Genomic DNA, 22,725 nt, shown 5'->3' on the forward strand with positions numbered 1-22,725 from the left:
CTCCGAGCCGCCAGGGTTTCGGGGTTCGGTTAGGGGAGTTTGCCGAGGGCGTGGGCCAGGATGGTGGCGGTGTCGGCGACGATCTTGCTGTCGTAGGGGGCGTCGGCGGCCTTGTGGTTGGTGTAGATCGTCATGACCAGTGGTGCGGCCGTCGGGGAGGTCCGGATGACGGCGATGTCGTTGGCCGCGCCGTAAGAGCCGCTGCTCCCGGTCTTGTCGCCGATGATCCAGCTCTTGGGCAGTCCGGCGCGGATGCGCTCGCCGCCGGTCTGGTTCGCGCGCAGCCAGCCCTCCAGCCGTACTCTGTCCTGTGCCGTGAGGGCGTTCCCGAGCGTGACCTTCCGCAGGTCGCGGGCCATCCACGCGGGCGTGGTGGTGTCCCGCTTCTCCTTCGGGCTCCAGTCGTTCAGCTCGGTCTCCCAGCGGTCCAGGCGGGAGATCGGGTCCTTGAGGGTCCGGAAGTACCGGGTCATCCCCTTCGGCCCGCCGATCTGCTTCAGCACCATGTTGCCCGCGGTGTTGTCGCTGCGGGTGATGGCCGCCTCGCACAGCTGGGCGACGGTCAGCCCGTCCTCCACGTGCTTCTCGGTGACCGGTGAGTTCTCCTTCACCTCGGCCTGCGTCCAGCGGACGACCCGGTCCATCAGCCCCGGGTCGGACGCGCGGGCCTTGTGCTGCACCGCGGCGCACGCCATCGCCTTGAAAGTGGACAGCAGCGGGAAACGCTCGTTCGCCCGGTAGCCGATCGTCTTCCCGGTGGCCGTGTCGATGGCGTACGCGCCGATGCGTCCCTTGAAGGTCGCCTCCAGCGCGCGCAGCCGCCGCCGCGCCTCGGCCTCGCCGGAGGGGGCACGCAGAGCACCAAGACCGGCCTGCCCGCTCTGCGTGGTGCGCAGCTCACCGAGACCAACCTGCCCGCTCTGCGTGGCGGCCGAGGTAACCGTGGACGGCGTGGTCGTGCCCGTGGTGGCCGAGGCGGCGGTCACACCGTAAGCGGTACCGCCGGCCAGGACGGCGAGCGCCAGCGCGGTCGCCTTCGACGTGGCCCCGAGACTGCGGGTACGGAGGTGTCGCATTCCTCATCCTTACTGTTCGATCAACAGAAAGGGCGAGCAAATCAGGCAGGGTCAGCCGATGTCCAATATCGATATCATGGCGGAATCGATATTGAAATCGATATGATCCCAGCTAGTTGGGCCTTTTGCGGTGATCGTCCCAAAGGCTCGGTGTGACCATCGGGGCGTCTACGGGCGGCGTGACGGGAGCGGCTCGAGGGAGGGCCAGCGGGCGAGGATGCGGCTGCGCATCGCCGCGCAGAATTCCCCCAGTTCCGCGAGCCGGTCATGATCGCGAGTGATCTCCGAGACGATGCCAAGGCGGTGGAGCAGTCGTTGCCGCGCCGTCGCGATGCCCCAGCGCCAGTCCTCGTGAGGGATCCGGGCGAGGTGGTCGACGCCTGTTCGATGGGCTTTCTCGGCGAGGGCGTCACCGCGTATCAACCAGCCGGCGCACGCGTCGACCAGATCACCTTGGAGCTCGGCGCCGGTGGCATCCCGCCAGGCCGTGCGATACGCCTCTTCGGCCCGCCGCAGCAACGGCTCGGGAAGCGCGGTGGCGCACCAGCAGGTGGGAAACGCGATGCGTAAGTAGGCCAGCTCGATGATCCCGTTGCCCAGCACGGCCTGTTCGAAGTCGACGAAACGGAGTCCGCTGCTGGTGTGCAGGTCGTTGCCGGGACAGGGGTCCCCGTGCAGCAACGAGTGCCCTGTCATCCGCTGGAGCCGGTCGAGCAGGGCGCCGAGCTCGGCGGACACGGCGGCGGAGGCGGAGAGGCCGAACTCGGCCGCCAAGGCGAGGAACGAGCTGACGTCATCGAGGGTGGGAGGCGACCATGGCGGCAGCGACCCGGCGTCGTCCGGCGTCGCGGTCGCGTGCAGCCGGGCCAGCGCCGCGCCGTAGCCGATGACCCAGTCTTCCGCCGGGCCGTGGTTGTTCACGTACTCCAGCACCATGACACGCTGGCCGGGATCGGTGCCCAGGATCGCGGGCACGAGGGGTGGGTTGGCCCGTGAGGCGATACGTAGGGCGGTGATCTCACGGTCGAACCGGTGCGAAGCGTCCGACCCCTCGACCACCTGTTTGATCACCACGCTGGTCCCGCCCAGCTCGGCACGCCAGACCCGCGACCGAGGGCTGCTGTCGATCGGCTCGACCCGAGTGGGGGAGCCCAGCCGCTCCCGCAGCTCATCCCCCAAGACGGCACTCAGCTGCATGCACATGTCCCTTTCGCCCGGCGGCCTGCTCTGATCGGTCGTTCTCAGCGGCTCAGTCGCGTTCCCGGCGATCTCGCCGGGCGGTGGTGTGATCTGCTCGCAAGTACGCCTTCCTGTCTCGCAGGTCCGCTCATCCCCGTCTCGCTGGTCCGCTCGTCCCGGCGCCGGGGCGGCGGGAAGGGGTACGGCGAGGCCGGCGCCGTCGTACGGTGGGTGATCGGGAGGACCTCCGTAGGAGCTTGTCAGGCGATGGTGCCGTCTTTCACGCTGCGTACGAAAGTGTCCCATCCGGATCAGGCGAACACCAGGATCGGGCCGGCCGGATCCTTGCTGTCGCGTACACCTCGATGGCCGCCGGAGAGCAGCGCGACTTCAACACAGTTACCGCCACCAGGTCCTGAGCGGGAGGACTTGTGCCACGTCGTGTCTTGCAGTTCCCGGGTCATTTCGTCCACTGCGGCATCCTGTCCTTGATCAGGTTCAGAGACTCACGCTGTGAGAGCGCATCGGCACGAATCCCTTCATACCTAAAGTTAGGGTCCTGACATCTTCCGGGCGCTCGGTCACGCGCCCCAGAATTCCGGCGGACTCGACGTATCCGGCAGGCGGTGCGCAACCTCGACGTCCCGTTCGCCGAGTACATGGAACTGCAATCGCGCATGCGCGCCGGCATGCGGCGGCTCAGCTGGCGCGAGCGCGCGTTCGCCACGATGACCGTGGACGTGCTCTTCCAGACCCTGGAGGAGAGCTTCCGCGTCCACGTGACCCGTGCCATCGCCGCCGGAGCCACGCCCGAGGAGGTGCGCGCCGTCGTGCTGTTCTCCGCCCAATTCGGCATGACCAAGACATGGCGAGCCCTCCGCGTCCTCAACGCCCTGTTCACCGAAATCGGGCACCGTCTTCGCCTGACCGCCTTGAACGCCTCCTGGCCCGCCTCCCCGAGGAGGACCACGAGGCGTTCCTCCGCGTCTCAGGCACCTTCGCCGCCCTGCCTCGCGAGAGAGATCGTCGGAGCTTAGGGGCGGCTGTCCTGATCAGCGGTCGCGAAGCGGGCGGCGAGAGGCCACGGGGCTTGCCGGATCACTGCCGAGAGCCTTGGCCGGCGCCGGGGAAGACGGCTCCCGCAGAGGACGTCCGTGGCCGGAGTATCAGGCCTGCGGTGCGACGATGTCGACCATCCACGAGATGCCGAACCGGTCTACGCACGCTCCGAACTCGTCGCCCCACACCTGCTTTTCGAGGGGAACGGTCACGGTGCCGTCGGCGCTCAGCGCCTTCCAGTAGGCGCGCAGGTCATCGGCGTCGTCCCCGCTGAGGCTGATCGAGATGTTGTCGCCAGGGTTGTGCGGCATCCCGGGCGGGGTGTCGGAGGCCATGAGCGTGAATCCGCTGTCGGTCTTCAGCGTGGCGTGCATGATCTGGTCGGCGTCGCCGCCGTGCTGCGCGGCCAGCTCGCCGAAGGGGTTCAGCGTCAGGGTGCCGCCGAAGACGCTCTTGTAGAACTCCATGGCCTCCCGTGCTTCGCCGGTGAAGCTGATGTACGGGTTGAGATGTGACGTCACAGTACGCTCCTAGATCGTGACCGAGGAATGATTCTCGCAGGTCGGGCCAACACCGACATTCGACCGTACCCCCGACCGATGCCTCTCCGGCCCGGATCCGCTACTGCCACCCGAGGCCCGGGCGATCGGCTGTCACCCCGTCTCCGGTGTGGGGGTTCGGAAGCGGGGACGGTTTCGGACGCCTTCGCGCGTGCTGTCGGATGAACGTGTCTCATCGGTGATCAATGTCTCGGCTCGTCGGCACGCACTGATCAGCTCGTTGAGTATGGGCGATGAGCGCATAGCGTTCGTCGCTCACCGGGCCGCCCCACAGGTGGGGATCGTCGCTGAGCGGTTCGATGTGCAGGCCGGTAACGAGCGGCCGCACCGCGGAGGCCAGGTCGGCGGCACTGACGCCGCCGCTCCACGGCAGCGTTTCGGCTCCCGCCACATAGGGCGGTGCGGCCTGTCCAGGCTCACCCCAACGACCTTCGACCAGCACCAACCGGCCGTTCGGGCGAAGCCGGGCGACCCACTCGCGCAGCGCCGCATGTGGATCGGGCAGGGTCCATGCCAGATGCCGGCACAGCAGCATGTCGAACCGTTCGCCGCCGGTGGGCGGGGCGGCGGCGTCGCCGACCAGGAAATGCCCGGCGAGCCCGGCGTCCGCGAGCTTGGCGCGGGCCTGCTCGATCATCCGCGGTGCCAGATCCACGCCGGTCACCCGATGCCCGGCCGCGGCCAGCAGCTCGGACAGCGAGCCGGTGCCGCAACCGAGGTCCAGGATGTCGGCCGGAGCTGCGGGTGCCCACGCTCGCAGCAGGCGATCCCAGGCGGCACGTGTGTGCTCGGCGCGCAAGCCGTGGTCGGGTTCGTCATCGAAGGCGCGAGCGGCGGCATCCCAGTAGTCGGTGATCGCGGACGTGAGTTCCGTCATGGCCACGATCCTCGCAGCCGCCACCGACAATCCGCGTCTGCGATTGCTCCGGAGGTTCAGTCTGACGTGCGGCCGAGGATGGCGAGGATCTGGCCGAAGCGGGACGCGTCCGCCGGCACGGGTAGGGCGGGGGCGAACGCGGCGCCCGGGGCGAGGCGTTCCTCGCCGTTGGGGACGGCCAGGGCGATGGGCCAGGCGGCCTCCACCAGGTCCGGCTCGGGGGTGAACGGCACGCCGAGGGTACGGGCGACGTCCCAGGCGTGCACCACGTAGTCGATGAAGTGGAAGGACATGGCCATTTCCGCGGGGAAACGCGCGCCCGGGACGACTTCGGGCAAGGAGAACGCGCTTCCCGGCACGTCCTCGCCGGCGAAGGCCGCGATCACCCGCTCGGCCGCTTCGGCGTAGCGGGGGACGGCGTCGTCACCGGCGGGGTGGACCTTCCAGGCCGTCAGGTCGTCGCCGTTACCCTCCGCCGCGGCGGCGAAGCCGTGGTGCTGGGCGGTCATGTGGGCGAGCAGGTCGGACAGCGCCCAACCGGCGCACGGAGTCGGGCGGCGCAGGTCTGCGGGGGTCACCGCGGCCACCACGTCGATGCTGGCGCGCACCGCGCGCCGATCGAGTTCTCGTATGTCCATGACGGCACTCCTGTCGTTAACTGGTAAGCGTGAATAGATCGTCTATGAGCGCTTACCATCTACATATGCTTATCATCTGTCAACCCGTATAGTGCTGGCGTGCCCGACCGCCCAGACCTGGCCGCGATGATGAGCCCGCTGACCCGCGCGCTGATCGATGCCGAGCTGCCCGTCCTGCGCGAGCACGGCCTGTCCATGTGGGAGTACTCCGTCCTGCTGGCCCTCGGTGAGCGGCCGTTGCGCACCCAGGCCGCGCTCGCCGAGTCCATCGGCGCCGACAAGACCCGCATCATCGGCGTGCTGGACCGCCTTCAGCGTGAAGGGCTCATCGAGCGCACCCCCGATCCCGGCGACCGGCGCGCCCGCCTGCTGTCGGTGACCCCCGAGGGCCGCCGCGTGCGCGACGCCGCACAGGCCGCCATCCAGCGCAACGAGGAACGCCTCTTGGCCCGCCTCTCCGAGCAGGACCGCGACGCCTTCCTCCGCGCCCTCCGCGCCCTCGCCGCCTTGCCACGCGACGAGATCACCGGTCCCTGACCCGATTCCCTGCCCAGCCCCGCCTCGCGTCTCTTCAAGCACCAGTGGGGTTCGGCACCCGCGTATGACGGATGAAGTCAGGGCCGGTGCTTGAGCCGGGCGTAGGCGGCGGGTGGCATGCCGACTGCGGCGGTGAAGTCGCGGGTCAGGTGCGCCTGGTCGGTGTAGCCGAGTTCCGTGGCCAGCGTGGCGAGGTCGAGGCCGTCGTGGATCCGCTCGGCGGCCTCGTGTAAGCGGAAGCGCAGGATCACCCACTTGGGGCCGATGCCGACATGGTCGCGGAACAGTCGCTGGAGCGAGCGCACCGACCGTCCCGACCTGGCGGCCAGCTCGTCGACTCTGGTCATGGACACATCGCTCTCCACCAGGCCCACCAGCGCCGCGACCTCCTCCGCCAGTGGATCGCGTACCGGCCCCAGGCTCGGCAGGAAGGTCTCGATGAGCGCGATGGCGGCCTGGGTATCGGGCTCGGCCAGGACGTCCTCGACCAAGGTCGCGCCGGCCGGGCCGTACAGGTCCCCGATCTCCACGAAACGGGACCCTGCGCGAAGTCGCCACGGCCGGCGGCACCTGGTGGTCATCCATCGAGATGGCGATCCTCGACCACGAATGGCGTACCGGGCCGGGCGCCTGAGTCGTCCTCGTCGCACGACCCGGAAACTCCCGTCAGGAGATGGCGCCGTCTTTCAATCCGCCGACGAACGCCTCCCAAGCCGGCCCCTCGCACATCAGGACCGGGCCGAGGGGGTTCTTGCTGTCACGCACCGCCCGACGGCGCCCGGAGAGACACGCGACTTCGACGCATTCACCGCCGTCGGGCCCTGACCGGGAGGACTTACGCCACTCGACCGCTTCGAACCGCAGGGTCATCTCGTCCATCGCTGCATCCTGTCCTTGATCAGGTCTAGCGACTCGCGCCGGGAGAGCGCTTCGGCACGAATCCCTTCGTACCTGAATGTTAGGGTTTTGAGGTCCTCTGACCGCTCGGTCACCCTACCGAGAATTCCAGCCGATTCCACATAGGCGGTATCGGAGGCCCCATCGCCCTGTGCGATGACGAAGGCTCCCGCCAGTCCGGCGGTCGAGTAGGCGTCATAGGGCAAGATTTGGATTCTGATGTTCGGCTCCTCAGCGGCTCGCAGAATGCGCTCCAGTTGGCTCGCCATTACGGTGTGACTTCCTACGGGGCGGCGTAGTACGCCTTCGTCGATGACGACCCAGAGAATGGGGGGCTTCGGGCGGGTGAGGATGACTTGACGCTCCATGCGGGCGTTCACCTGTTCCTCCACCTGTTCTGCCGTGACTCCCACGTCGCCGCTGAGGATCGCCCGCGCGTAATCCTCGTTCTGCAGCAAACCGGGAACGACCAAGGGTGACCAGAAGCGGAGGGCCTCCGCTGTGGCCTCGATGTCGAGCCAGGGGCGGAACCATGGGGGTGCGGTCGGGCGGCCGACCATGGGCCATAGGCGCATGAGGGCGCCTTCGGCGTGCAGTGCCTCGTCGCAGTGGCGGGCGAACTCCTCGGACGGGGAGCGCCGCGCCGTCTCGATCATGCTGATCGTGCCGACCGAGTAGGGGATCGCTCGGGCGAGGCGGGTCTGCGACCATCCGCGCTCTTTGCGGTGTCGTCGCAGCTCGAAGCCGAACAGGGCGGTTGGGGATTCGGAGGGGCTGAGCTCGCTTTCCTTCGGCATGGGGGGACTCCGGGGGTCCTTCCTCAGCGTTTCACCGAGGGTTTCAGCTAAAGCGTTAATGACTGGTTGAAGTCGATCAGCTACAAAGGGTAGTCGTTTCTGGCACTGTCGGGAGTCCTCGGGATCGAAATTCTTCGAACGGGTGAAACGATGGAGTCAGTGAATGGGGAGCCCAAGGTTCTCGGCAGTGCGACCCTGCCAGCAGTCGGCGAATCGGTGCCATGCGCGCGTTACCAGGTGTGTCAATGGCTGGGATGCGACCATCCGGCCATTGACGATGTCGTTCTGGCCACCTCGGAGTTGGTGACGAACGCGATCAGGCATTCCGGCTGCGGTAGGGATGATTTCATCGGCCTCACCCTGGCGGAGTTCGATGGCGCCCTGTTCATAGAGGTGAATGACCCGGGTTCGCCGGTGTCGGCGCCCCAAGTCCGGAGAGATCCCGTTCTCGAGAACGGCCGTGGCCTGCTGATCGTCCGCGAACTCTCTGAGGAATGGGGCGCCCGGGATCGTGGCGCCGGGCTTGGGCGAACGGTCTGGTGCGCCATCCGATTCCAGCCCCGTGATGAGACCGAGCCTGGCGATCGCCCCACACGGCTATGCGAGGCCGAGGATGTGGGCCTGGGTGAGGGCGACGTGGTCGAAGGCGGCGGCGCGGTCCTCCTCGATGACGTTCTTGTACATGCCGAACAGTTCGAAGCTCACCGTGCCGTAGATGAGCGTCCAGGCCTCCAGGGCCAGCAGGATGACGTCGTCGGACAGTCGCGCGAACAGGGCCTGGCGTAGCCGTTCGGCGTCGGCGGCGAACGAGGGCGGCGCGGAGGGCAGGCCGGGCAGGGGTGACAGCGCGCCGGCTTCCAGCGCGTCGCGCAGTATGCCGGCCATGACGATGCCGTCGCGGGCCGCCGCCACCGCCGTGTCCTGGGGTGCGACGTAGCCGGGCACCGGTGTGCCGTGGATCAGCGCGTATTCGTGGGGATGGGCCAGTGCCCAGGCGCGGATGGCCCGGCAGGTGGCCATCCACCGATCGAGGTGCCGATCACGCGGACACGCCGCGTCGGCCTCCTCCACGGCGGCGCCCACCGCGTCGAACGCCTCGATGATGAGCGCGGTGAGCAGCTCGTCGCGGCTCGGGAAGTAGCGGTAGATCGCCGACGACACCATGCCGAGCTCCCGTGCCACGGCACGCAGCGAAAGCCCCGCGGCTCCCTCGACGGCGAGCTGACGCCGGGCCACGTCCTTGATCTCCCTGATCAGCTCGGCGCGGACACGTTCGCGGGCGGTACGGCTGGCGTTCATCCTCCCGACCATACCAGAGCACCGACTTGAAGCGAGAGCACTGCTCCAAAACGCGGGGACTATACAAGCGTATAGATTGCTGCCATCATGAATAGTAGGCGATTCAAACGTATAGGAAACAGAGGTGACTGTGACCCCACCGGTCGGCGACCCGGCGTTCGAGGACCTGACGGCTCGAGCCCGGATCAGAGACGTCGCGCTGCGCCTCTTCGCCGAACGGGGCATCGAGGGAGCGACGATCCGGGACATCGCCAAGGAGGCGGGTGTGTCAGCAGGGCTGATCCGGCACCACTTCGGATCGAAGGAAGGCCTTCGAGAAGCCTGCGACACCCACATGCTCGACCGGATGATGCGAATCAAGGAAGACGCGGTACTCCGGGGCGGGATGGGTGACGCTGGGCTGTTCATGAGCGTCCACCCGACGGTGCTGCTGGGCTACCGCTACTTCGCGCGCGCGATGGTCGACGGCTCGCCGGCGGCCGAGACGACGTTCGACCACATGGTCGACCTCGGCGAGGAGTGGCTGACCGCTCACGGTCAGGTAGACACCAGCGATCCGCGGGCCTATGCCGCGGTGCTCGTCGCGATGCAGGCGGGCCTGCTGATGATGCACGACCACGTCTCCCGCGCCCTGGGCGCCGACGTCTTCACCCCCGAAGGCAGCCTGCGGATGATCAGGGCGATGGTCGACTTCTACTCGCACGCCCTGCTCTCCCCTGAGCTGGCCGCCCAAGCGCAGGCGGTGCTCGGCCAACTAGGAGACCAACAACCCCCAACCGCCGCGGAGCCGGGCTCCGCGGGTGAAGGAGCAGACGATGACCGACGCGATCCGCACTGACGCGGACCCGCGCTCCGCGGCTGAAGGAGCACGGTCATGACCGAGGCGATCAACGCCGACGGACTGGTCAAGACGTTCGGGCGGACCCGCGCCCTGGACGGGCTGGACCTGTCCGTGCGCACCGGTGAGGTGCACGGCTTCCTCGGCCCCAACGGCGCGGGCAAGAGCACCACCATCCGCGTCCTGCTCGGGCTGCTGCGCCCCGACGCCGGAACGGCCCGGCTGCTCGGCGGCGACCCCTGGCGCGACGCCACCGCGTTGCACCGGCGCCTGGCGTATGTGCCCGGTGACGTCACACTGTGGCCGAACCTGTCCGGCGGCGAGGTGATCGACCTGCTCGGACGGCTGCGCGGCGGGCTGGACAAGCGGCGCCGCGCCGAGTTGCTGGAGCGGTTCGACCTGGACCCCCGCAAGAAGGGCCGCGCCTACTCCAAGGGCAACCGGCAGAAGGTCGCCCTGGTGGCCGCCCTCGCCTCCGACGTGGAACTGCTCGTGCTCGACGAGCCCACCTCGGGCCTGGACCCGCTGATGGAGGAGGTGTTCCGCGACGTCATCGGGCAGGAGCGCAGCAACGGCCGCACCGTGCTGCTGTCCAGCCACATCCTCGCCGAGGTCGAAGCGCTGTGCGACCGGGTCACCATCATCCGCGAGGGTCGCACGGTCGAGACCGGCACCCTCAACGAGCTGCGCCACCTCACGCGCACCTCCATCGAGGCCGACCTGGCCGGACCGCCGGACGGGCTCGCCGCCCTGCCTGGCGTGCACGGCCTGCGGACGCAGGACAACCGCGTGCGCTTCGACGTCGACGCCGAAGGGCTCGACGCGGCGCTGCGCCACCTCACCGCCGTGGGCGTGCGCAGCCTCACCAGCCAGCCGCCCACCCTGGAAGAGCTGTTCCTGCGGCACTACGACCGCACCCAGGCGAACGGTGAACAGCACGCCGGGGTGTCGCGATGACCACCCTGACGGGCGCGGGCAAGCTGGTCCGCCTGATCCTGCGCCGAGACCGGCTGCTCATGCTGTGGATCCCGATCATCAGCGTCGTCCCGGTCAGCTACGTCGCCTCCATCAACGAGATCTACCCCACGGCCGCGGGACGTCAGCAGTACGCCGACGCCAGCGCGAACAACGGAGGGTTCGTCGCGCTCTACGGTCCGCCGTTCGGGTCGAGCCTCGGTGAGCTGGTCGCGTGGCGGGCGGGTTTCATCCCGGTGATGGTGGGGCTGTTCAGCCTTCTGATGGTCATCCGCCACACCCGCACCGAGGAAGAGGCCGGACGTCGTGAGCTGCTCGGCTCGACCGTGGTCGGCCGGCACGCCGGCCTGGCCGCGGCGCTGGTCACGACGTTCGGCGTCAACCTCCTCCTGGCGCTCCTCATGGGGTTGGCGTTGATCGGCCAGGGCCTGCCCGCTGCCGGCTCGTTCGCCATGGGCGCGGAATGCGCCGCCGCCGGATGGATGTTCGCCGCGGTCGGCGGCCTCACCGCGCAGCTCACCGAGGGCGCAGGCAGCGCCCGGGGGATCGCCGTCAGCATCCTCGGCACGGCTTACGTGCTGCGGGTCGCCGGCGATCTCAGCGGGGACGGCGACGGTGTCCTGTCATGGGTGTCGCCGATCGCGTGGGTGGTGCGGATCCATCCCTACGGCGACAACCGCTGGTGGCTGCTCGCGCTCGCCGCGAGCCTCACCGCCGTCCTGACCATGGCGGCCGTCGCGCTGTCGGCACGACGCGACGTCGGCGCGGGCCTGCTGCCGGCCCGCCTCGGCCCCGCCACGGCGGCACCGGGCCTGCGCAGCCCGCTGGCCCTGGCCTGGCGGCTGCACCGGGGCCTGCTGGCCGGCTGGGTCGCCGGGTTCGCGGCGCTCGGTCTCGTGCTCGGCGGTCTGGCGAAGAACATCGGCGATCTGGCGCGTGGCAACCAGATGCAGGACATCTTCGCTCGGATGGGAGGCACGGGAGGGATCATCGACGCCTACCTCGCCGCAGTCCTCGGCCTTCTCGGGCTGTTCGCCGCGGCGTACGCGATCCAGGCGACCCTCAGGCTGCGGTCCGAGGAGAGCGCGCTGCGCGCCGAGCCCGTGCTGGCCACCTCGGTCGGCCGGCTGCGGTGGGCGGGCAGCCACATCGCCTTCTCGATCGCCGGCCCGGCCGCAGGACTGGCCGCCGCAGGACTGGCCGCGGGGCTCGCTCACGGGCTCAACACCGGTGACGTAGGCCGGGAGGTGCCCCGCGTGCTGGCCGGCGCGCTCGTGCAACTGCCTGCGGTCTGGGTGCTGGCGGCGATCGCGATCGCCCTGTCCGGCCTGCTGCCCCGCCTGGCTCCCGCGGCCTGGGGTGCGCTGGCGGTCTGCCTGCTCCTCGGCCTGGTCGGTGCCGTCCTGCGGCTCAGCCAGACGATCATGGACGTCTCACCGTTCACCCACATCCCCAAGGCCCCGGCCGTCGCGGTGTCGGCCGCACCTCTGCTCTGGCTCGCCGCGATCGCCCTGGCACTCGCAGCCGCCGGGCTGGCCGGTCTGCGGCGACGCGACATCCCCGTCATGTGACCTGCGTACCCGGTGCCCACCTCGCGGCCGGCACCGGGTACGACCTACAGGCTGATCCGGTAGATGATGAAACCGCGGTCCACCGCCACCTGGTCGTAGAGCCGGCGGGCGGTGGCGTTGGTCTCGTGGGCGTCACCGGTTCGACGTGGGAGGGCGTCCGGTGCCGAGGCGCGGTAGGTGGCGCCGGAGTTTGAACGGCATGAGCGCGGATTCGACCTGGACACCGAGGTTCATCTTGCTGTGGCCGTCGCGGCGTTCCTCGAAACGGATCGGAACTTCGACGATCTTCAGGCCACAGCGGACGGTGCGGTAGTTCATCTCGACCTGGAAGGCGTATCCGTTGCTGGTGATGCCGGCGACGTCGATCGAGCGCAGGGTCTGGCGACGCCAGATCTTGAAGCCGGCGGTCACGTCGCGGATGCGCATTCGGAGCAGCACGCGCACGTAGAAGTTCGCCCAGGCCGACAGGGCCTTGCGGTGCAGCGACCAGTTCTCGGCGAGCTCGCCGCCTGTGGCGTAGCGGCTACCGATGACGACGTCCGCTTCGGTGGACAGCAGCGTGCCCAGCATCTGCGGGACGGCTTCCGGCGGGTGGGAGAGGTCGGCGTCCATCTGGACCACGTAGTCGGCGCCCTGGTCGAGCGCGTGGCCGATGCCGTCGACGTAGGCGCGGCCGAGGCCCTGCTTCCCCGGACGGTGCAGGACGGACAGGCGATCAGGCCCGTACTCGTCTCGCGCGAGTTGTTCGGCGAGGTCCCCGGTGCCATCGGGGGAGTTGTCGTCCACGACGAGCACGCGCAGGGCCGGCAGGGGCAGGGCGAACAGGGCGCCCAGGATGGTGGGCAGGTTGTCGCTCTCGTTGTAGGTGGGCATCACCACGGTGATGGCCGCCGAGGCCCAGGGCTCGGGCAGGCGCACGGCTCTCGCGGCGCGCTCACCCGCCGGGGTGTCGCCCACCGATATGGCTCGCGAGTCGCGTTGGATCATCAGGTCCGGTTCCTGTCACGGGCGTGCGTCCACGGTGGTCCCCGTCGCGGCGCTTTGTGGTGCGGAGACCAGCCGGTACCGGATGGAGCCTACCTGGCGAAGCCGGGGCGGACGGGTGAACACGCGAGCACCGGGGCATGGGCTGGCACAGAGCGCCGCAATAAAGCGAGAGCAGCGCTCTTGACTGCACCCGCTCTATTGAGAGAGCATTGCTCTCGAAGCGGAGCGATGTAATAGTCACAGCGGGAGCACATGATGTCGACCCTGGCCAAAGGCGCCAACGCGGCCCTGATGTTCATCCTCGAACTGGGCGTCTACCTGGCGGTGGGGTACTGGGGGTTCACCCTCAGCCCCAACTGGGCGATCAAACTCCTGCTGGGCATCGGCGGCCCGGTGCTGTTCGCGGTGGTCTGGGGGGTCTTCGGCTCTCCCAAGGCCGCCATCCCGCTGCACGGCCTGGCCCGCGCCGCCCTGGAGATCGTCTGGTTCGGCTCTGGGATCGCCGCGGCGGCAGCGGCCGGCCTCGTCACCACCTCCGTGGTGTTCGCCGTGCTCTTCGTCGTGAACGCGGTCCTGCGGATCGCCTGGAACCAGGTCTGAGCACGACCAACCAAGCCTGAGAACCCACCACTTCTACAAGGAGATCGAGACCATGGGCAAGCACGTCGTCGTCGGCGCCGGACAGGTCGGCTCGCAACTCGCCGAGTCGCTCGCGGCAGAGGGCCACGAGGTCGTCGTCGTCACCCGATCGGGGTCGGGACCGGCCGTTCCAGGCGTCACGCGGACGGCCGCGGACGCGGGGGACGGTAACCGGCTCACCGGCCTGGCCAGGGGCGCGGACGCGCTCTACAACTGCGTGAACCCGCAGTACCACCGCTGGGCGCAGGACTGGCCGCCGATCGCCACGGCACTGCTCGCAGCGGCGCAGGAGAGCGGGGCGGTGCTCGTCACGCTGGGCAATCTGTATGGATACGGCCCGGTCGACCGCCCGATGACCGAGGACCTGCCTCTGGCCGCGTCCGGCACGAAGGGCCGGGTCAGGGCGAAGATGTGGGCCGACGCGCTCGCCGCCCACCAGGCGGGACGGGTGCGGATCACCGAGGTCCGCGCCTCCGACTACTTCGGCCCGGGGATGTCCGACCAGTCCTTCTTCGGTGACCGCCTCACGGCGCCGGTTCTCGCGGGTAAGACGGTATGGGTCCCAGCGGACCCGGACCAGCCGCACAGCGTCACCTACCTCCCCGACGTCGCACGGGCTCTCATGACGGTCGCCGGCGACGAGCGGGCCTGGGGACGTGCCTGGCACGTGCCCACGAACCCCGCCGAGTCGATCCGGCAGGTGGCCGGGCGGATCGCCGTACTCGCCGGTGCTCCCACGCCCCGGATCAGGAGCGTCCCGCACCTGGTCATGCGTGCGGCCGGGCTCGTCTCACCGCTGCTGCGCGAGATGGAGGAGACCCGCTACCAGATGGTCCGGCCGTTCGTCCTCGACTCCTCGGCCTTCGAGACGACCTTCGGCGTCGCCCCGACCCCCATGGACGACGCGCTGAAGCAGTCCATCGCCTGGTGCCGTGCCAGGTCCGTCTAGCGCTGTGCCGGGCACGCCGTCGGCGTGGGCCGGTGTTTGGCTGCCGACTATCACTCGGCTTCACCGCTCCCCGCTTCCCCGCCCTCCAGCTGAGGACGGTCGAGGCGGTCCTGGCCTCGCACTGACCGCCATCGTGCCGAGGAGACGGATCTCGGTGGGCTTGGGCGTCGAGGTTCCACAGGGCGAGGGCGTGAGCCGTACTCTCTCGGCATGAACGCGACAATGCGGGTGGCGATGATCGGACTTGGGGACATCGCGGAGAAGGCGTATCTGCCGGTGCTCTCGGCCACGCCGGGACTCGATCTGCTCCTGTGCACCCGTGACCGCGGGGTCCTGGAGCGCCTGGGCGACAGTCACCGTGTCGCCGAGAGGTTCACCTCGGTGGAGCAGGTGATCGACGCGGAGGCCGAGGCGGCGTTCGTCCACGCCGCGACCGGCGCGCATGTGGAGATCGTCGAGACACTGCTGCGGGCCGGGGTGCATGTCTACGTGGACAAGCCGATCGCCGACAACCTCGCGGAGGCCGAGAAGCTCGTACGGCTGGCGGGAAAGCTGCGGCGGTCGCTCATGGTGGGCTTCAACAGGAGGTACGCCCCCGGGTACGTCGCGCTGCGCGACCTCCCCCGCGATCTGATCATCATGCAGAAGAACCGTGCCCGATACCCGGACGACCCGCGCAGGGCGGTCTTCGAGGACTTCATCCACGTGGTCGACACACTGCTGTTTCTGGCGCCGGGCGATATCTCGGACCTGAGGATTGACGTACGGGTCCGTGAAGGGCTGCTGGAGCACGTGGTCCTCCACCTTTCCGGGCAGGTCTCCGGCAGCGGAGAGGGCACTGGGCTGGTGGGGCGGGTGTCTCGTCATGTGCCACCGGCCTCCGGGCAGGAGGAGAGAAGTGTGGAGTTCACCGCGCTTGGGATCATGGGCCGGACCGGCGGGGCGAGCGAGGAGACCTGCGAGATCATCGGCGGCGGGCACACGCGCCGGGTCGTCAACCTCGCCGACGTGATCGACTACTCAGGCGGGGAGACGGTGACGCGGCGCGGCGACTGGATCCCGGTCGCCCGTCAGCGCGGCATCGAGCAACTGTGCCACGAGTTCCTCGCCTCGGTACGAGAGGGCCGCCTGATCTCGGCGGAGGATGCCCTGCCCACCCACGCCATCTGCGAACAGATCGTCACGGCCGCGACTCACTAGCGAGGCACCGGCGCCCGGCACCCCACAACGCTGCCGGTCGGTAGGTAATCACAACGCTGTCGGCCGGTGGTTGGTCACAATGCTGCTGGCCGGTGGTTGGTCACAACGCTGTCGGCCGGTGGTTGGTCGCAACGCTGCTGGATCGGTAGGAGTGGCGCGCCGTGGGTGGGCGGCAAATGGGTGCCCCGATCAAATGGGTGCCGGGTGGGGTTCTATTTCGTTGTGGCAGCCGTGCATGTCTCTTCGCTGGTGTCTGGCTGGCTCTCGGTTGATAGGACCTGAGCTGAGCCGTGTCATTCGCTTTGAGGGCGCCCAGGGAAGTGGTCGTTGCGGCTGGCGTGGTGGGGTCAGGGATGAAAGCCCTCCCGGCACCCATTTGATCGGGGCACCCGGGTGTTGCCCACCCGCATCGTGACATCGCAGCGGGTTCGAGGTGTGTCGTGACGCTGTTGACCGGTAGGCCGGTAGAAGCGGAAGACCGTGGGTGGGCAGCACACGGGTGCTGCCCACCCACGCCGTGACATCGCAGCGGGTTCGAGGTGTGTCCGTGACGCTCAGCGGGTGGAGAGGTAGACGCTCAGCGGGTGGAGAGGTAGTGGTCGCCCAGGGCGCGGAGGCGGGTGTGGGCGGACTCGTAGATCTCCGGGTCGCCGAGGTAGGCCTTCGGGAGCTTGGCGACCATCGTGTAGTTGGTGTCGCACACGTTGCCCACCGGGGCCTCGGCCCCCTGGCTGACGAGCTGGTAGGCGTCCAGCTGGTCGAGCCCGGTCAGCGTGGCGGCCCAGGTGACCAGGTCGTGCTGGCTGATGCGGTAGGCGTCCTCCAGCGGGCGGGCCGATCCGGTGGACATGAGGTGAGCGTCGTCCTCCAGGCGCGGCCAGGGGGTGAGCACGCCTTTGACGAGTTCGACGGCGACGACGGTGTTCATCGCGGCCTCCACCGCCGTGCCGCAGACCTCGCCGTGCCCCTGGCGGCAGTGCCCGTCACCGATGGAGAACAGGGCGCCCTCGACGTTGACCCCGAGGTAGACCGTCACCCCCGCCCGTAGCTCCGGGGTGTCCATGTTGCCGCCGTGGGCGTCCGGTGTGATCGTCATCCGTGCCTCGGAGGCGCCCGGGGCGACTCCCACCGTGCCGTGCATTGGGTCGAGCGGCATCTCCACGCTGAAGTCGCCGCGCCGGGCCTGGTAGCGCACGACCCGCTTCTCGGCGTCCACCTCGTACAGCCACACGACCTCTTCCAGCGGCGGCTGCAGCATCGCGGTGGTGTGGGTGCCCGTCAGCGCTCCGAAGTGCGGGAACGTCGTGGAGACCGCCCAGTCGCGCGCCGGTTCGATGGAGATGAAGTGCAGCGCGAGCGTGTCGCCGGGCTCGGCCCCCTCGACGTGGAAGGGGCCGGTGACCGGGTTCAGGTAGGGGAACTCGCACACCTGGGAGGGAAGGTCCGAGAACCCGCGTACCCGTCCGCCGAAGCAGTCCTCGGTGAACAGCTCCACAACCGTGCCCGGCTTGATCCTGCCCACGGCGGGACGCCCGCCGAACGTGAAGGACAGTTCGTCGGCGGCCGGCTGGTAGGAGACGACGTTCACTCGGAGACCTCCGTGTTGATCGCGGACAGTGTGGGGCGACGGCCCATCATGTAGGAGCCGATCAGGATGATGACGCCGATCCCCAGCCAGACGAAGCCCAGCACCTGGGCGGCGACCTTGGCGTTGATGACGACGTAGAGCAGGATGAGGAAGCCGATCGACGGGGCGATGAGGTGCCGCCACCAGTCGCGGCTGCGCTGCCGTACGAAGTAGTGGACCACCACGGACACGTGGAGCGCCAGGAAGGCGGTCATCGCGCCGAAGTTCACCAGCGTGCTGAGCAGGGTGATGCCGTCGGAGCGGCGGCTCATGTACACGCCGAGGACCAGCGAGACCGCGGCGACGAGGAAGGTGGCGTTGACCGGCACCTTGTGCTTGGGGTGGACCTTGCTGAGGAACTTCGGCAACTGCCTGTCGCGGGCCATCGCGAACAGCAGGCGGGACGTGGCCGCCTGGGCGACCAGCGAGTTGGCGAAGCCCCAGGCGACGGCGGTGGCGACGGCGGTGAGCACGCTGAGCCAGTGGCCCCCCGCGTACGCGGCGGTGTCGTAGAACGCGGTGCCCGCCGGGTCGCCCTTGGCGAGCAGCACCTCACGGTTGGGCGCGAGCAGAGCGGCGACCCAGGTCTGCACGACGAAGAGCACACCCGCCAGGGCGAGGGCGAGGACCATGGACCGGCCGAGCTTACGGGAGTCCTCGCGGCTCTCCTCGGCCAGCATCGAGATGCCGTCGAATCCGAGGAAGGACAGCACCGCCACCGACACGGACCCGAAGATCAGCGGCCAGGAGAAGGTCGAGGAGTCGAACAGCGGGCTGAACGGGTCGCCGTGTCCCTTCCCCTGAGCCAGGGCGACGAGCCCGATGACCAGGAAGATCGCCAGCACGATCAGCTCGGCGATCAGCATGATCTTGTTCATGCGGGCGGTCATCTTGATGCCGAGGTAGTTGACCACCGTGTTGAGCACGATGAAGCCGATGAGCCAGGCCCAGATCGGCACGGCCGGGACGAACGACGCCATCGCCGCGCTCGCCACCAGGTACAGCAGGGCCGGCACCAGCACGTAGTCGAGCAGGATGACCCATCCGGCGAGGAAGCCGGCGGGCGCCGCGATGCCGCGTCCCGCGTAGGTGTAGACCGAGCCCGCCATCGGGAAGGCCTGCGCCATCTGGGCGTACGACAGCGCGGTGAACGCCATCGCCACCATGCCGATGAGGTAGGCGAGCGCCACCATCCCGCCCGACGCCTGGAAGACGCCGCCGAAGATGCCGAACGGCGCGATCGGCACCATGAAGATCAGGCCGTAGATCAGCAGGTCGGTGAAGGTCAGCGACCGCTGGAGCTCCTGCTTGTAGCCGAAGCGTTCCACGCCGGGGCCGGTGGCCGGTGGCGGTGGGGACGAGGGTGTATCCGAGGGGGCGGACATGGACGGCTCCTTAACGCGAGGGCAGAGCCGTACGATAGGGCTAATCCTTGAAAACGGAAAGGTTCCAGTTGCAAGTTTTACGCGGCAGTCATATCACGCCGGGGCGCGGAGGCCGTGAGCAGGTGTCACGCGGAGGTCACGACGTCGAAGTCGAGCCCGTTGGCCCGGCCCACATAGACCCGTTGCCGCACGTGGCGGCCGGAAAGCGTGAGATCGCCACGGCCACTGGCGATCATGGTGCCGTCGGCGACCGCCTCGATCGCGCGTACGGCGAGCGAGCCCGCGCGCGCGGCCAGGGCGGACAGCATGAGCACGCCTTCGTAACAGCCGTGCCCGTGCCCGTTCAGCAGCGGAGCGGCCGGTCCGAACCGCCCGATGTAGCGCTCGGCCAGGCTGAGGTTGGCGTCGGTCGCGATGCTGCCGAAGTAGCCCATGGCGGCGTAGAGCTCGCCGGTGGTGTCGCCGCCGATGGCGAGCAGGCCGTGCTCCTCCAGCGCCCCGCACAGCCGCGCGCAGTCGAGCCCGCTCGCCGTGAAGGCCCGGTTGAACGCGACCAGGTCGCTGCCGATGAGGTTGAGCAGCACCGCGTCGGGCCGTACGGCGGCCAGTTGCTCGATCAGCGGAGTCATGGAGGTGGTGCCGGAGGGGACGAACCGCTCCCCGACGACGGTCGCCGACCGGGCCTTGAGGTGCCTGCGCGCCGAGGCGTGGACCAGCCGCGGCCAGACGTAGTCGTTGCCGAGCAGGAACCAGCGCTTGGCCCGCCGGTGGTCGATCAGCCAATCGAGCCCCGGCCCGACCTGACGGGACGCCGGCTCGCCGAGGAAGTAGACCCCGGGATTGCGGGCGCCGCCCTCGTAGGGAGGCGTGTAGACGAAGGGGACCCTGCCGCCCAGCATGCGCTCGATCGCGACGCGCACGTCGCTGGCGTGGGTGCCGACGAGCGCCTGGACGGCGCCGGCGCGCACCAGACCGGCGGCCTCGCGGGCCACGTCGCCGGGGCTGCGGCCCCCGTCGACCAGGACCAGCTCGATCGGCCTGCCGAGCACCCCGCCGGCGGCGTTGATCTCGGTGGCGGCCAGCATCGCGCAGTTGATGGCACACGGCCCGAGGAGGCCGAGCACGCCGGAAACGGGCACCACCAGGCCGACGCGGAGCGTGTCGGCTCTCAGCAGGTGAGCTTCGAGGGGGTCGATGACCACCGTGACGGGATCGGTCACGCGCAAGAGTATCCTCCTTGCGGACTCGCGGACGAAGGGAGCCCTCGGTGGTGGCGGCAGGATCATGGACCCTGGCCCGAGGACGGAGTCCCCAGTGGTGATGGCGGGATCGTGGAGTGTGGCGCGCGGACGGCCCTCGGTGGTGACGGCGGGATCATGGACCCTGGCCCGAGGACGGAGTCCCCAGTGGTGATGGCGGGATCGTGGAGTCTCTCCCGCGGACGGAGCCCCCGGCGGTGAGCGCCGGAGCCGGTGGTGAGGGCGTGGCGGGGCCCTCCGTGCGTGTGGAGCCCTCGACCGGGCTCGGGTCCTCCCTCGCCTACCTCCTGAGCCGCGCGGAGCGCAGCGTCAACCGGGGGCTGGCCACGGTGCTCGCCGCCGAGGAGGTCTCCGTCGACCAGTGGCGCATCCTCCAGGCGCTCGCCGACGGGCGCGGCCACTCGATGGGCGACCTGGCCGAGGCCGCCCTCATGCCCCACCCCACGCTGACCAAGGCGGTGGACCGGCTGGTCGACCGTGCCATCGTCTACCGCGGGCACGACCCGGCGGATCGCCGCAAGGTTGCGGTTTTCCTGGCAGATCGGGGCAGTGACCTCCTGAGCCGTCTGGAGGCGGGGCTCGCCGAGCACCATCGCGCCATTCTCGCGGCGTACGGTACGGCTCGCACCGAACGGCTCATGCTCGAGCTCGAACTGCTGGTCCAGTCCATCGAAGGCTGACGCCACCCGATACGAGTTTGCGCATATGGTCTATAACGCTGCTCAAAAAGGGGGGAGATCACGTGCCCGACTTGCTGGTAGGGCCGATGTTGCGTTACGTCGATGAGACAAGCGCGTCCATATGGGTCGAGACGACCGAGCCGTGTGAGGTCACGATCGCGGTCGGTGGCACACGCGCCACCGACCGGACTTTCACCATCCACGGCCACCATTACGCGATCGTCGACGTCGAAGCGACAGGGGCGTACACCGTTGAGTTGGGCGGGCGGCCCGTATGGCCGCTGGAGGGGTTCCCCGACAGCCAGATCTGCCCACTGGAGGAGCTCAACCGGGTCGTGTTCGGCTCCTGCCGGACGACCGTCCCGCACGACGACGCGCACGTTGCCACCCACGGCGTCGACGTGCTGCGGGAGTACGGCCTGCGCCTCATGGAGGGGGAGGACCTTCCCAGCCTCCTGCTCTTCCTCGGCGACCAGGTCTACGCCGACGAGCCCTCGCAGGAGATGCTCGACTTCATCCACGCCCGCAGGGACGAGGGTCCTGACGAGATCGTCGACTTCGAGGAGTACGCCGAGCTGTACCGGCTGGCCTGGACGGACCCGGTGGTCCGCTGGGTGCTGTCCACCGTGCCGTCCGCGATGATCTTCGACGATCACGACGTGCGCGACGACTGGAACACCTCGATGGTCTGGCGGCGGCAGATGGCCGAGGTCGACTGGTGGCCGGCCCGCATCGCCTCCGCGCTCGGCGCGTACTGGGTCTACCAGCATCTGGGGAACCTTTCCCCGTCCGAGCGCAAGGCCGACCCCATGTTCGCCGAGATCCACGGAAGTGACACCGACGGAGGGGCGCGCCTGGACGCGTTCGCCAAGAAGGCGGACGAGGACCCCACCTCGACGCGGTGGAGCTACGCACGGGACATCGGCAACACGCGGCTGGTCATGCTCGACACCCGCTGCGCGCGGGAGCTGGACCCCGGCCACCGCCGCATGCTCGACGACGCCGAATGGGAGTGGTTCACCGACGTCGCCACCGGCGGCCTCGACCATCTTCTGATCGGATCCTCGGTTCCGGCCTTCCTCCCGAGCGGCATATTCGACGTGGAGAGCTGGAACGAGGCCGTCGCCGGCGGAGCCTGGGGACCCAGGGCGGCCAAGTGGGGCGAGAAGATCCGCCAGACACTCGACCTCGAACACTGGGGGGCGTTCCGCACGTCGTTCGAGGAACTGGGTGCGCTGCTCGTCGACATCGCCGCGGGCCGCCGCGGACGCGCTCCGGCCACGATCGTGCTGCTCTCCGGAGACGTGCACTACTCGTATCTGGCGGCGGCGGGCCCGGCGTCCGCGGATCTCGACTCCGCCCGCATCTACCAGGCGGTCTGCTCGCCGATCCGCAACCCGTTGAGCCGGACGCTGCGCCTGGCCAACGTGATCGGGTCGTTCGGGATCGCCAGCATCGTCGGCGGCATCCTCACCCGTACGGTCCGGCTACCTCGCCGCGCCCTGCGGTGGAAGATCACGGACGGGCCGTGGTTCCCCAACGCGATGGCGACGATCGACCTCCAGGGCCGGTCGGCGGTCCTGCGCTGGCACACCGCCCGGCCCGCCTTCGAGGAGATCGCCAAGGTGCGGCTCACGCCCTGAGGCGCGAGCCGCACCCGGCGGTGCCCGGCGGTGCCCGGCGGTGCCCGGCAGTG

24 protein-coding genes and 1 pseudogene are annotated in these 22,725 nt (G+C 69.2%); 11 read left to right on the forward strand and 14 right to left on the reverse strand.

The features are described from left to right. Positions 1 to 29: 29 nt before the first annotated feature. The 3 genes from bla to ABD810_RS17885 all read right to left on the reverse strand — a co-directional run bounded on the left by bla (position 30) and on the right by ABD810_RS17885 (position 2,719). On the reverse strand, positions 30 to 1,076 hold the full coding sequence (bla, locus tag ABD810_RS17875; RefSeq protein WP_344940875.1) for a class A beta-lactamase: 1,047 nt from the start codon (positions 1,074 to 1,076) through the stop codon (positions 30 to 32). 168 nt (positions 1,077 to 1,244) lie between these two features. Beyond that, on the reverse strand, positions 1,245 to 2,273 hold the full coding sequence (locus tag ABD810_RS17880; RefSeq protein ID WP_344940878.1) for a phosphotransferase family protein: 1,029 nt from the start codon (positions 2,271 to 2,273) through the stop codon (positions 1,245 to 1,247). A 293-nt stretch (positions 2,274 to 2,566) separates the two neighbouring features. Beyond that, positions 2,567 to 2,719 (reverse strand): DUF397 domain-containing protein, encoded by a 153-nt coding sequence (locus tag ABD810_RS17885; protein ID WP_344941982.1) that lies wholly within the window; start codon positions 2,717 to 2,719, stop codon positions 2,567 to 2,569. 162 nt (positions 2,720 to 2,881) lie between these two features. Here ABD810_RS17885 and ABD810_RS17890 point away from each other — a divergent pair, with 162 nt between their 5' ends. Continuing rightward, positions 2,882 to 3,292: a carboxymuconolactone decarboxylase family protein gene (locus ABD810_RS17890; protein ID WP_344940881.1), complete on the forward strand. Its 411-nt coding sequence runs from the start codon at positions 2,882 to 2,884 to the stop codon at positions 3,290 to 3,292. Between the two features lie 129 nt (positions 3,293 to 3,421). Here the strand turns inward: ABD810_RS17890 and ABD810_RS17895 are convergent, their stop codons facing one another. From ABD810_RS17895 to ABD810_RS17905, 3 genes are all read right to left on the reverse strand, one after another. Continuing rightward, positions 3,422 to 3,835, reverse strand: coding sequence for a VOC family protein (locus ABD810_RS17895; RefSeq protein ID WP_344940884.1), 414 nt, complete (start codon positions 3,833 to 3,835; stop codon positions 3,422 to 3,424). Positions 3,836 to 4,046: 211 nt separating this feature from the next. Further along, positions 4,047 to 4,775 carry a class I SAM-dependent methyltransferase gene (locus ABD810_RS17900; RefSeq protein ID WP_344940887.1) on the reverse strand — a complete coding sequence of 243 codons (729 nt, stop codon included), beginning with the start codon at positions 4,773 to 4,775 and terminating at the stop codon, positions 4,047 to 4,049. Between the two features lie 32 nt (positions 4,776 to 4,807). Beyond that, positions 4,808 to 5,389 (reverse strand): TIGR03086 family metal-binding protein, encoded by a 582-nt coding sequence (locus ABD810_RS17905; protein ID WP_344940890.1) that lies wholly within the window; start codon positions 5,387 to 5,389, stop codon positions 4,808 to 4,810. Positions 5,390 to 5,488: 99 nt separating this feature from the next. On the opposite strand from ABD810_RS17905, the gene ABD810_RS17910 reads away from it, so the two are divergent. After that, a complete protein-coding gene (locus tag ABD810_RS17910; RefSeq protein ID WP_344940892.1) occupies positions 5,489 to 5,926 on the forward strand; it encodes a MarR family winged helix-turn-helix transcriptional regulator in 438 nt (145 codons plus the stop codon). A 77-nt stretch (positions 5,927 to 6,003) separates the two neighbouring features. Here ABD810_RS17910 and ABD810_RS17915 read toward each other — a convergent pair whose 3' ends face one another. The 3 genes from ABD810_RS17915 to ABD810_RS17925 form a co-directional block, all read right to left on the reverse strand. Continuing rightward, entirely contained in the window at positions 6,004 to 6,456 is a 453-nt protein-coding gene (locus ABD810_RS17915; protein ID WP_344940895.1) for a helix-turn-helix domain-containing protein, read from the reverse strand. Positions 6,457 to 6,592: 136 nt separating this feature from the next. Continuing rightward, entirely contained in the window at positions 6,593 to 6,805 is a 213-nt protein-coding gene (locus tag ABD810_RS17920) for a DUF397 domain-containing protein (protein ID WP_344940898.1), read from the reverse strand. Next, positions 6,793 to 7,620, reverse strand: coding sequence for a helix-turn-helix domain-containing protein (locus ABD810_RS17925; protein WP_344940901.1), 828 nt, complete (start codon positions 7,618 to 7,620; stop codon positions 6,793 to 6,795). The genes ABD810_RS17920 and ABD810_RS17925 overlap by 13 nt, the downstream gene beginning before the upstream one ends. Positions 7,621 to 7,770: 150 nt before the next feature. Here ABD810_RS17925 and ABD810_RS41040 point away from each other — a divergent pair. Next, positions 7,771 to 8,145: pseudogene (locus ABD810_RS41040) on the forward strand (ATP-binding protein); the annotation flags it as partial. A 72-nt stretch (positions 8,146 to 8,217) separates the two neighbouring features. On the opposite strand, the gene ABD810_RS17930 reads toward ABD810_RS41040, so the two are convergent. After that, a complete protein-coding gene (locus ABD810_RS17930) occupies positions 8,218 to 8,919 on the reverse strand; it encodes a TetR/AcrR family transcriptional regulator (protein WP_344940904.1) in 702 nt (233 codons plus the stop codon). 124 nt (positions 8,920 to 9,043) lie between these two features. Between ABD810_RS17930 and ABD810_RS17935 the strand changes: the two genes are divergently transcribed. From ABD810_RS17935 to ABD810_RS17945, 3 genes are read left to right on the forward strand one after another with little or no spacing between them, the layout of a single operon-like run. Continuing rightward, positions 9,044 to 9,757, forward strand: coding sequence for a TetR/AcrR family transcriptional regulator (locus tag ABD810_RS17935; RefSeq protein WP_344940907.1), 714 nt, complete (start codon positions 9,044 to 9,046; stop codon positions 9,755 to 9,757). Positions 9,758 to 9,793: 36 nt separating this feature from the next. Then, a complete protein-coding gene (locus tag ABD810_RS17940; protein WP_344940910.1) occupies positions 9,794 to 10,714 on the forward strand; it encodes an ABC transporter ATP-binding protein in 921 nt (306 codons plus the stop codon). After that, the gene (locus tag ABD810_RS17945) at positions 10,711 to 12,303 is read left to right on the forward strand and encodes an ABC transporter permease (protein WP_344940913.1); all 1,593 of its coding nucleotides are present in this window, start codon (positions 10,711 to 10,713) and stop codon (positions 12,301 to 12,303) included. Before ABD810_RS17940 ends, ABD810_RS17945 begins: the two co-directional genes overlap by 4 nt. A 132-nt stretch (positions 12,304 to 12,435) precedes the next feature. Here ABD810_RS17945 and ABD810_RS17950 read toward each other — a convergent pair whose 3' ends face one another. Next, a complete protein-coding gene (locus ABD810_RS17950) occupies positions 12,436 to 13,176 on the reverse strand; it encodes a polyprenol monophosphomannose synthase (protein WP_344941985.1) in 741 nt (246 codons plus the stop codon). 366 nt (positions 13,177 to 13,542) lie between these two features. On the opposite strand from ABD810_RS17950, the gene ABD810_RS17955 reads away from it, so the two are divergent. The 3 genes from ABD810_RS17955 to ABD810_RS17965 all read left to right on the forward strand — a co-directional run bounded on the left by ABD810_RS17955 (position 13,543) and on the right by ABD810_RS17965 (position 16,078). Then, positions 13,543 to 13,890, forward strand: a complete 348-nt coding sequence (locus ABD810_RS17955; RefSeq protein WP_344940916.1) for a YrdB family protein — start codon at positions 13,543 to 13,545, stop codon at positions 13,888 to 13,890. A gap of 52 nt (positions 13,891 to 13,942) precedes the next feature. Then, the gene (locus ABD810_RS17960; RefSeq protein ID WP_344940919.1) at positions 13,943 to 14,878 is read left to right on the forward strand and encodes an NAD-dependent epimerase/dehydratase family protein; all 936 of its coding nucleotides are present in this window, start codon (positions 13,943 to 13,945) and stop codon (positions 14,876 to 14,878) included. 234 nt (positions 14,879 to 15,112) lie between these two features. Next, positions 15,113 to 16,078 (forward strand): Gfo/Idh/MocA family protein, encoded by a 966-nt coding sequence (locus ABD810_RS17965; protein ID WP_344940922.1) that lies wholly within the window; start codon positions 15,113 to 15,115, stop codon positions 16,076 to 16,078. A gap of 577 nt (positions 16,079 to 16,655) precedes the next feature. Here ABD810_RS17965 and ABD810_RS17970 read toward each other — a convergent pair. The 3 genes from ABD810_RS17970 to ABD810_RS17980 all read right to left on the reverse strand — a co-directional run bounded on the left by ABD810_RS17970 (position 16,656) and on the right by ABD810_RS17980 (position 20,310). Then, positions 16,656 to 17,666: an acetamidase/formamidase family protein gene (locus tag ABD810_RS17970; RefSeq protein WP_344940924.1), complete on the reverse strand. Its 1,011-nt coding sequence runs from the start codon at positions 17,664 to 17,666 to the stop codon at positions 16,656 to 16,658. After that, positions 17,663 to 19,090 carry an APC family permease gene (locus tag ABD810_RS17975; RefSeq protein ID WP_344940927.1) on the reverse strand — a complete coding sequence of 476 codons (1,428 nt, stop codon included), beginning with the start codon at positions 19,088 to 19,090 and terminating at the stop codon, positions 17,663 to 17,665. Before ABD810_RS17975 ends, ABD810_RS17970 begins: the two co-directional genes overlap by 4 nt. A 125-nt stretch (positions 19,091 to 19,215) precedes the next feature. Beyond that, a complete protein-coding gene (locus ABD810_RS17980) occupies positions 19,216 to 20,310 on the reverse strand; it encodes a substrate-binding domain-containing protein (protein WP_344940930.1) in 1,095 nt (364 codons plus the stop codon). A 236-nt stretch (positions 20,311 to 20,546) separates the two neighbouring features. Here ABD810_RS17980 and ABD810_RS17985 point away from each other — a divergent pair, with 236 nt between their 5' ends. Beyond that, entirely contained in the window at positions 20,547 to 21,029 is a 483-nt protein-coding gene (locus tag ABD810_RS17985; RefSeq protein WP_344940933.1) for a MarR family winged helix-turn-helix transcriptional regulator, read from the forward strand. A gap of 62 nt (positions 21,030 to 21,091) precedes the next feature. After that, on the forward strand, positions 21,092 to 22,672 hold the full coding sequence (locus tag ABD810_RS17990; RefSeq protein WP_344940936.1) for an alkaline phosphatase D family protein: 1,581 nt from the start codon (positions 21,092 to 21,094) through the stop codon (positions 22,670 to 22,672). Positions 22,673 to 22,725 lie beyond the last annotated feature (53 nt).

The organism is Sphaerisporangium flaviroseum, assembly GCF_039537005.1.
In the GTDB taxonomy this organism is placed as follows: Bacteria; Actinomycetota; Actinomycetes; order Streptosporangiales; family Streptosporangiaceae; genus Sphaerisporangium; species Sphaerisporangium flaviroseum.

Coding starts and splice junctions, on each gene's coding strand:
- bla (WP_344940875.1), bottom strand. CDS start 1,076: ATGCGACACCTCCGTACCCGCAGTCTCGGGGCCACGTCGAAGGCGACC.
- ABD810_RS17880 (WP_344940878.1), bottom strand. CDS start 2,273: ATGCAGCTGAGTGCCGTCTTGGGGGATGAGCTGCGGGAGCGGCTGGGC.
- ABD810_RS17885 (WP_344941982.1), bottom strand. CDS start 2,719: ATGACCCGGGAACTGCAAGACACGACGTGGCACAAGTCCTCCCGCTCA.
- ABD810_RS17905 (WP_344940890.1), bottom strand. CDS start 5,389: ATGGACATACGAGAACTCGATCGGCGCGCGGTGCGCGCCAGCATCGAC.
- ABD810_RS17920 (WP_344940898.1), bottom strand. CDS start 6,805: ATGGACGAGATGACCCTGCGGTTCGAAGCGGTCGAGTGGCGTAAGTCC.
- ABD810_RS17925 (WP_344940901.1), bottom strand. CDS start 7,620: ATGCCGAAGGAAAGCGAGCTCAGCCCCTCCGAATCCCCAACCGCCCTG.
- ABD810_RS17930 (WP_344940904.1), bottom strand. CDS start 8,919: ATGAACGCCAGCCGTACCGCCCGCGAACGTGTCCGCGCCGAGCTGATC.
- ABD810_RS17940 (WP_344940910.1), top strand. CDS start 9,794: ATGACCGAGGCGATCAACGCCGACGGACTGGTCAAGACGTTCGGGCGG.
- ABD810_RS17945 (WP_344940913.1), top strand. CDS start 10,711: ATGACCACCCTGACGGGCGCGGGCAAGCTGGTCCGCCTGATCCTGCGC.
- ABD810_RS17950 (WP_344941985.1), bottom strand. CDS start 13,176: ATGCCCACCTACAACGAGAGCGACAACCTGCCCACCATCCTGGGCGCC.
- ABD810_RS17955 (WP_344940916.1), top strand. CDS start 13,543: ATGATGTCGACCCTGGCCAAAGGCGCCAACGCGGCCCTGATGTTCATC.
- ABD810_RS17960 (WP_344940919.1), top strand. CDS start 13,943: ATGGGCAAGCACGTCGTCGTCGGCGCCGGACAGGTCGGCTCGCAACTC.
- ABD810_RS17965 (WP_344940922.1), top strand. CDS start 15,113: ATGATCGGACTTGGGGACATCGCGGAGAAGGCGTATCTGCCGGTGCTC.
- ABD810_RS17975 (WP_344940927.1), bottom strand. CDS start 19,090: ATGTCCGCCCCCTCGGATACACCCTCGTCCCCACCGCCACCGGCCACC.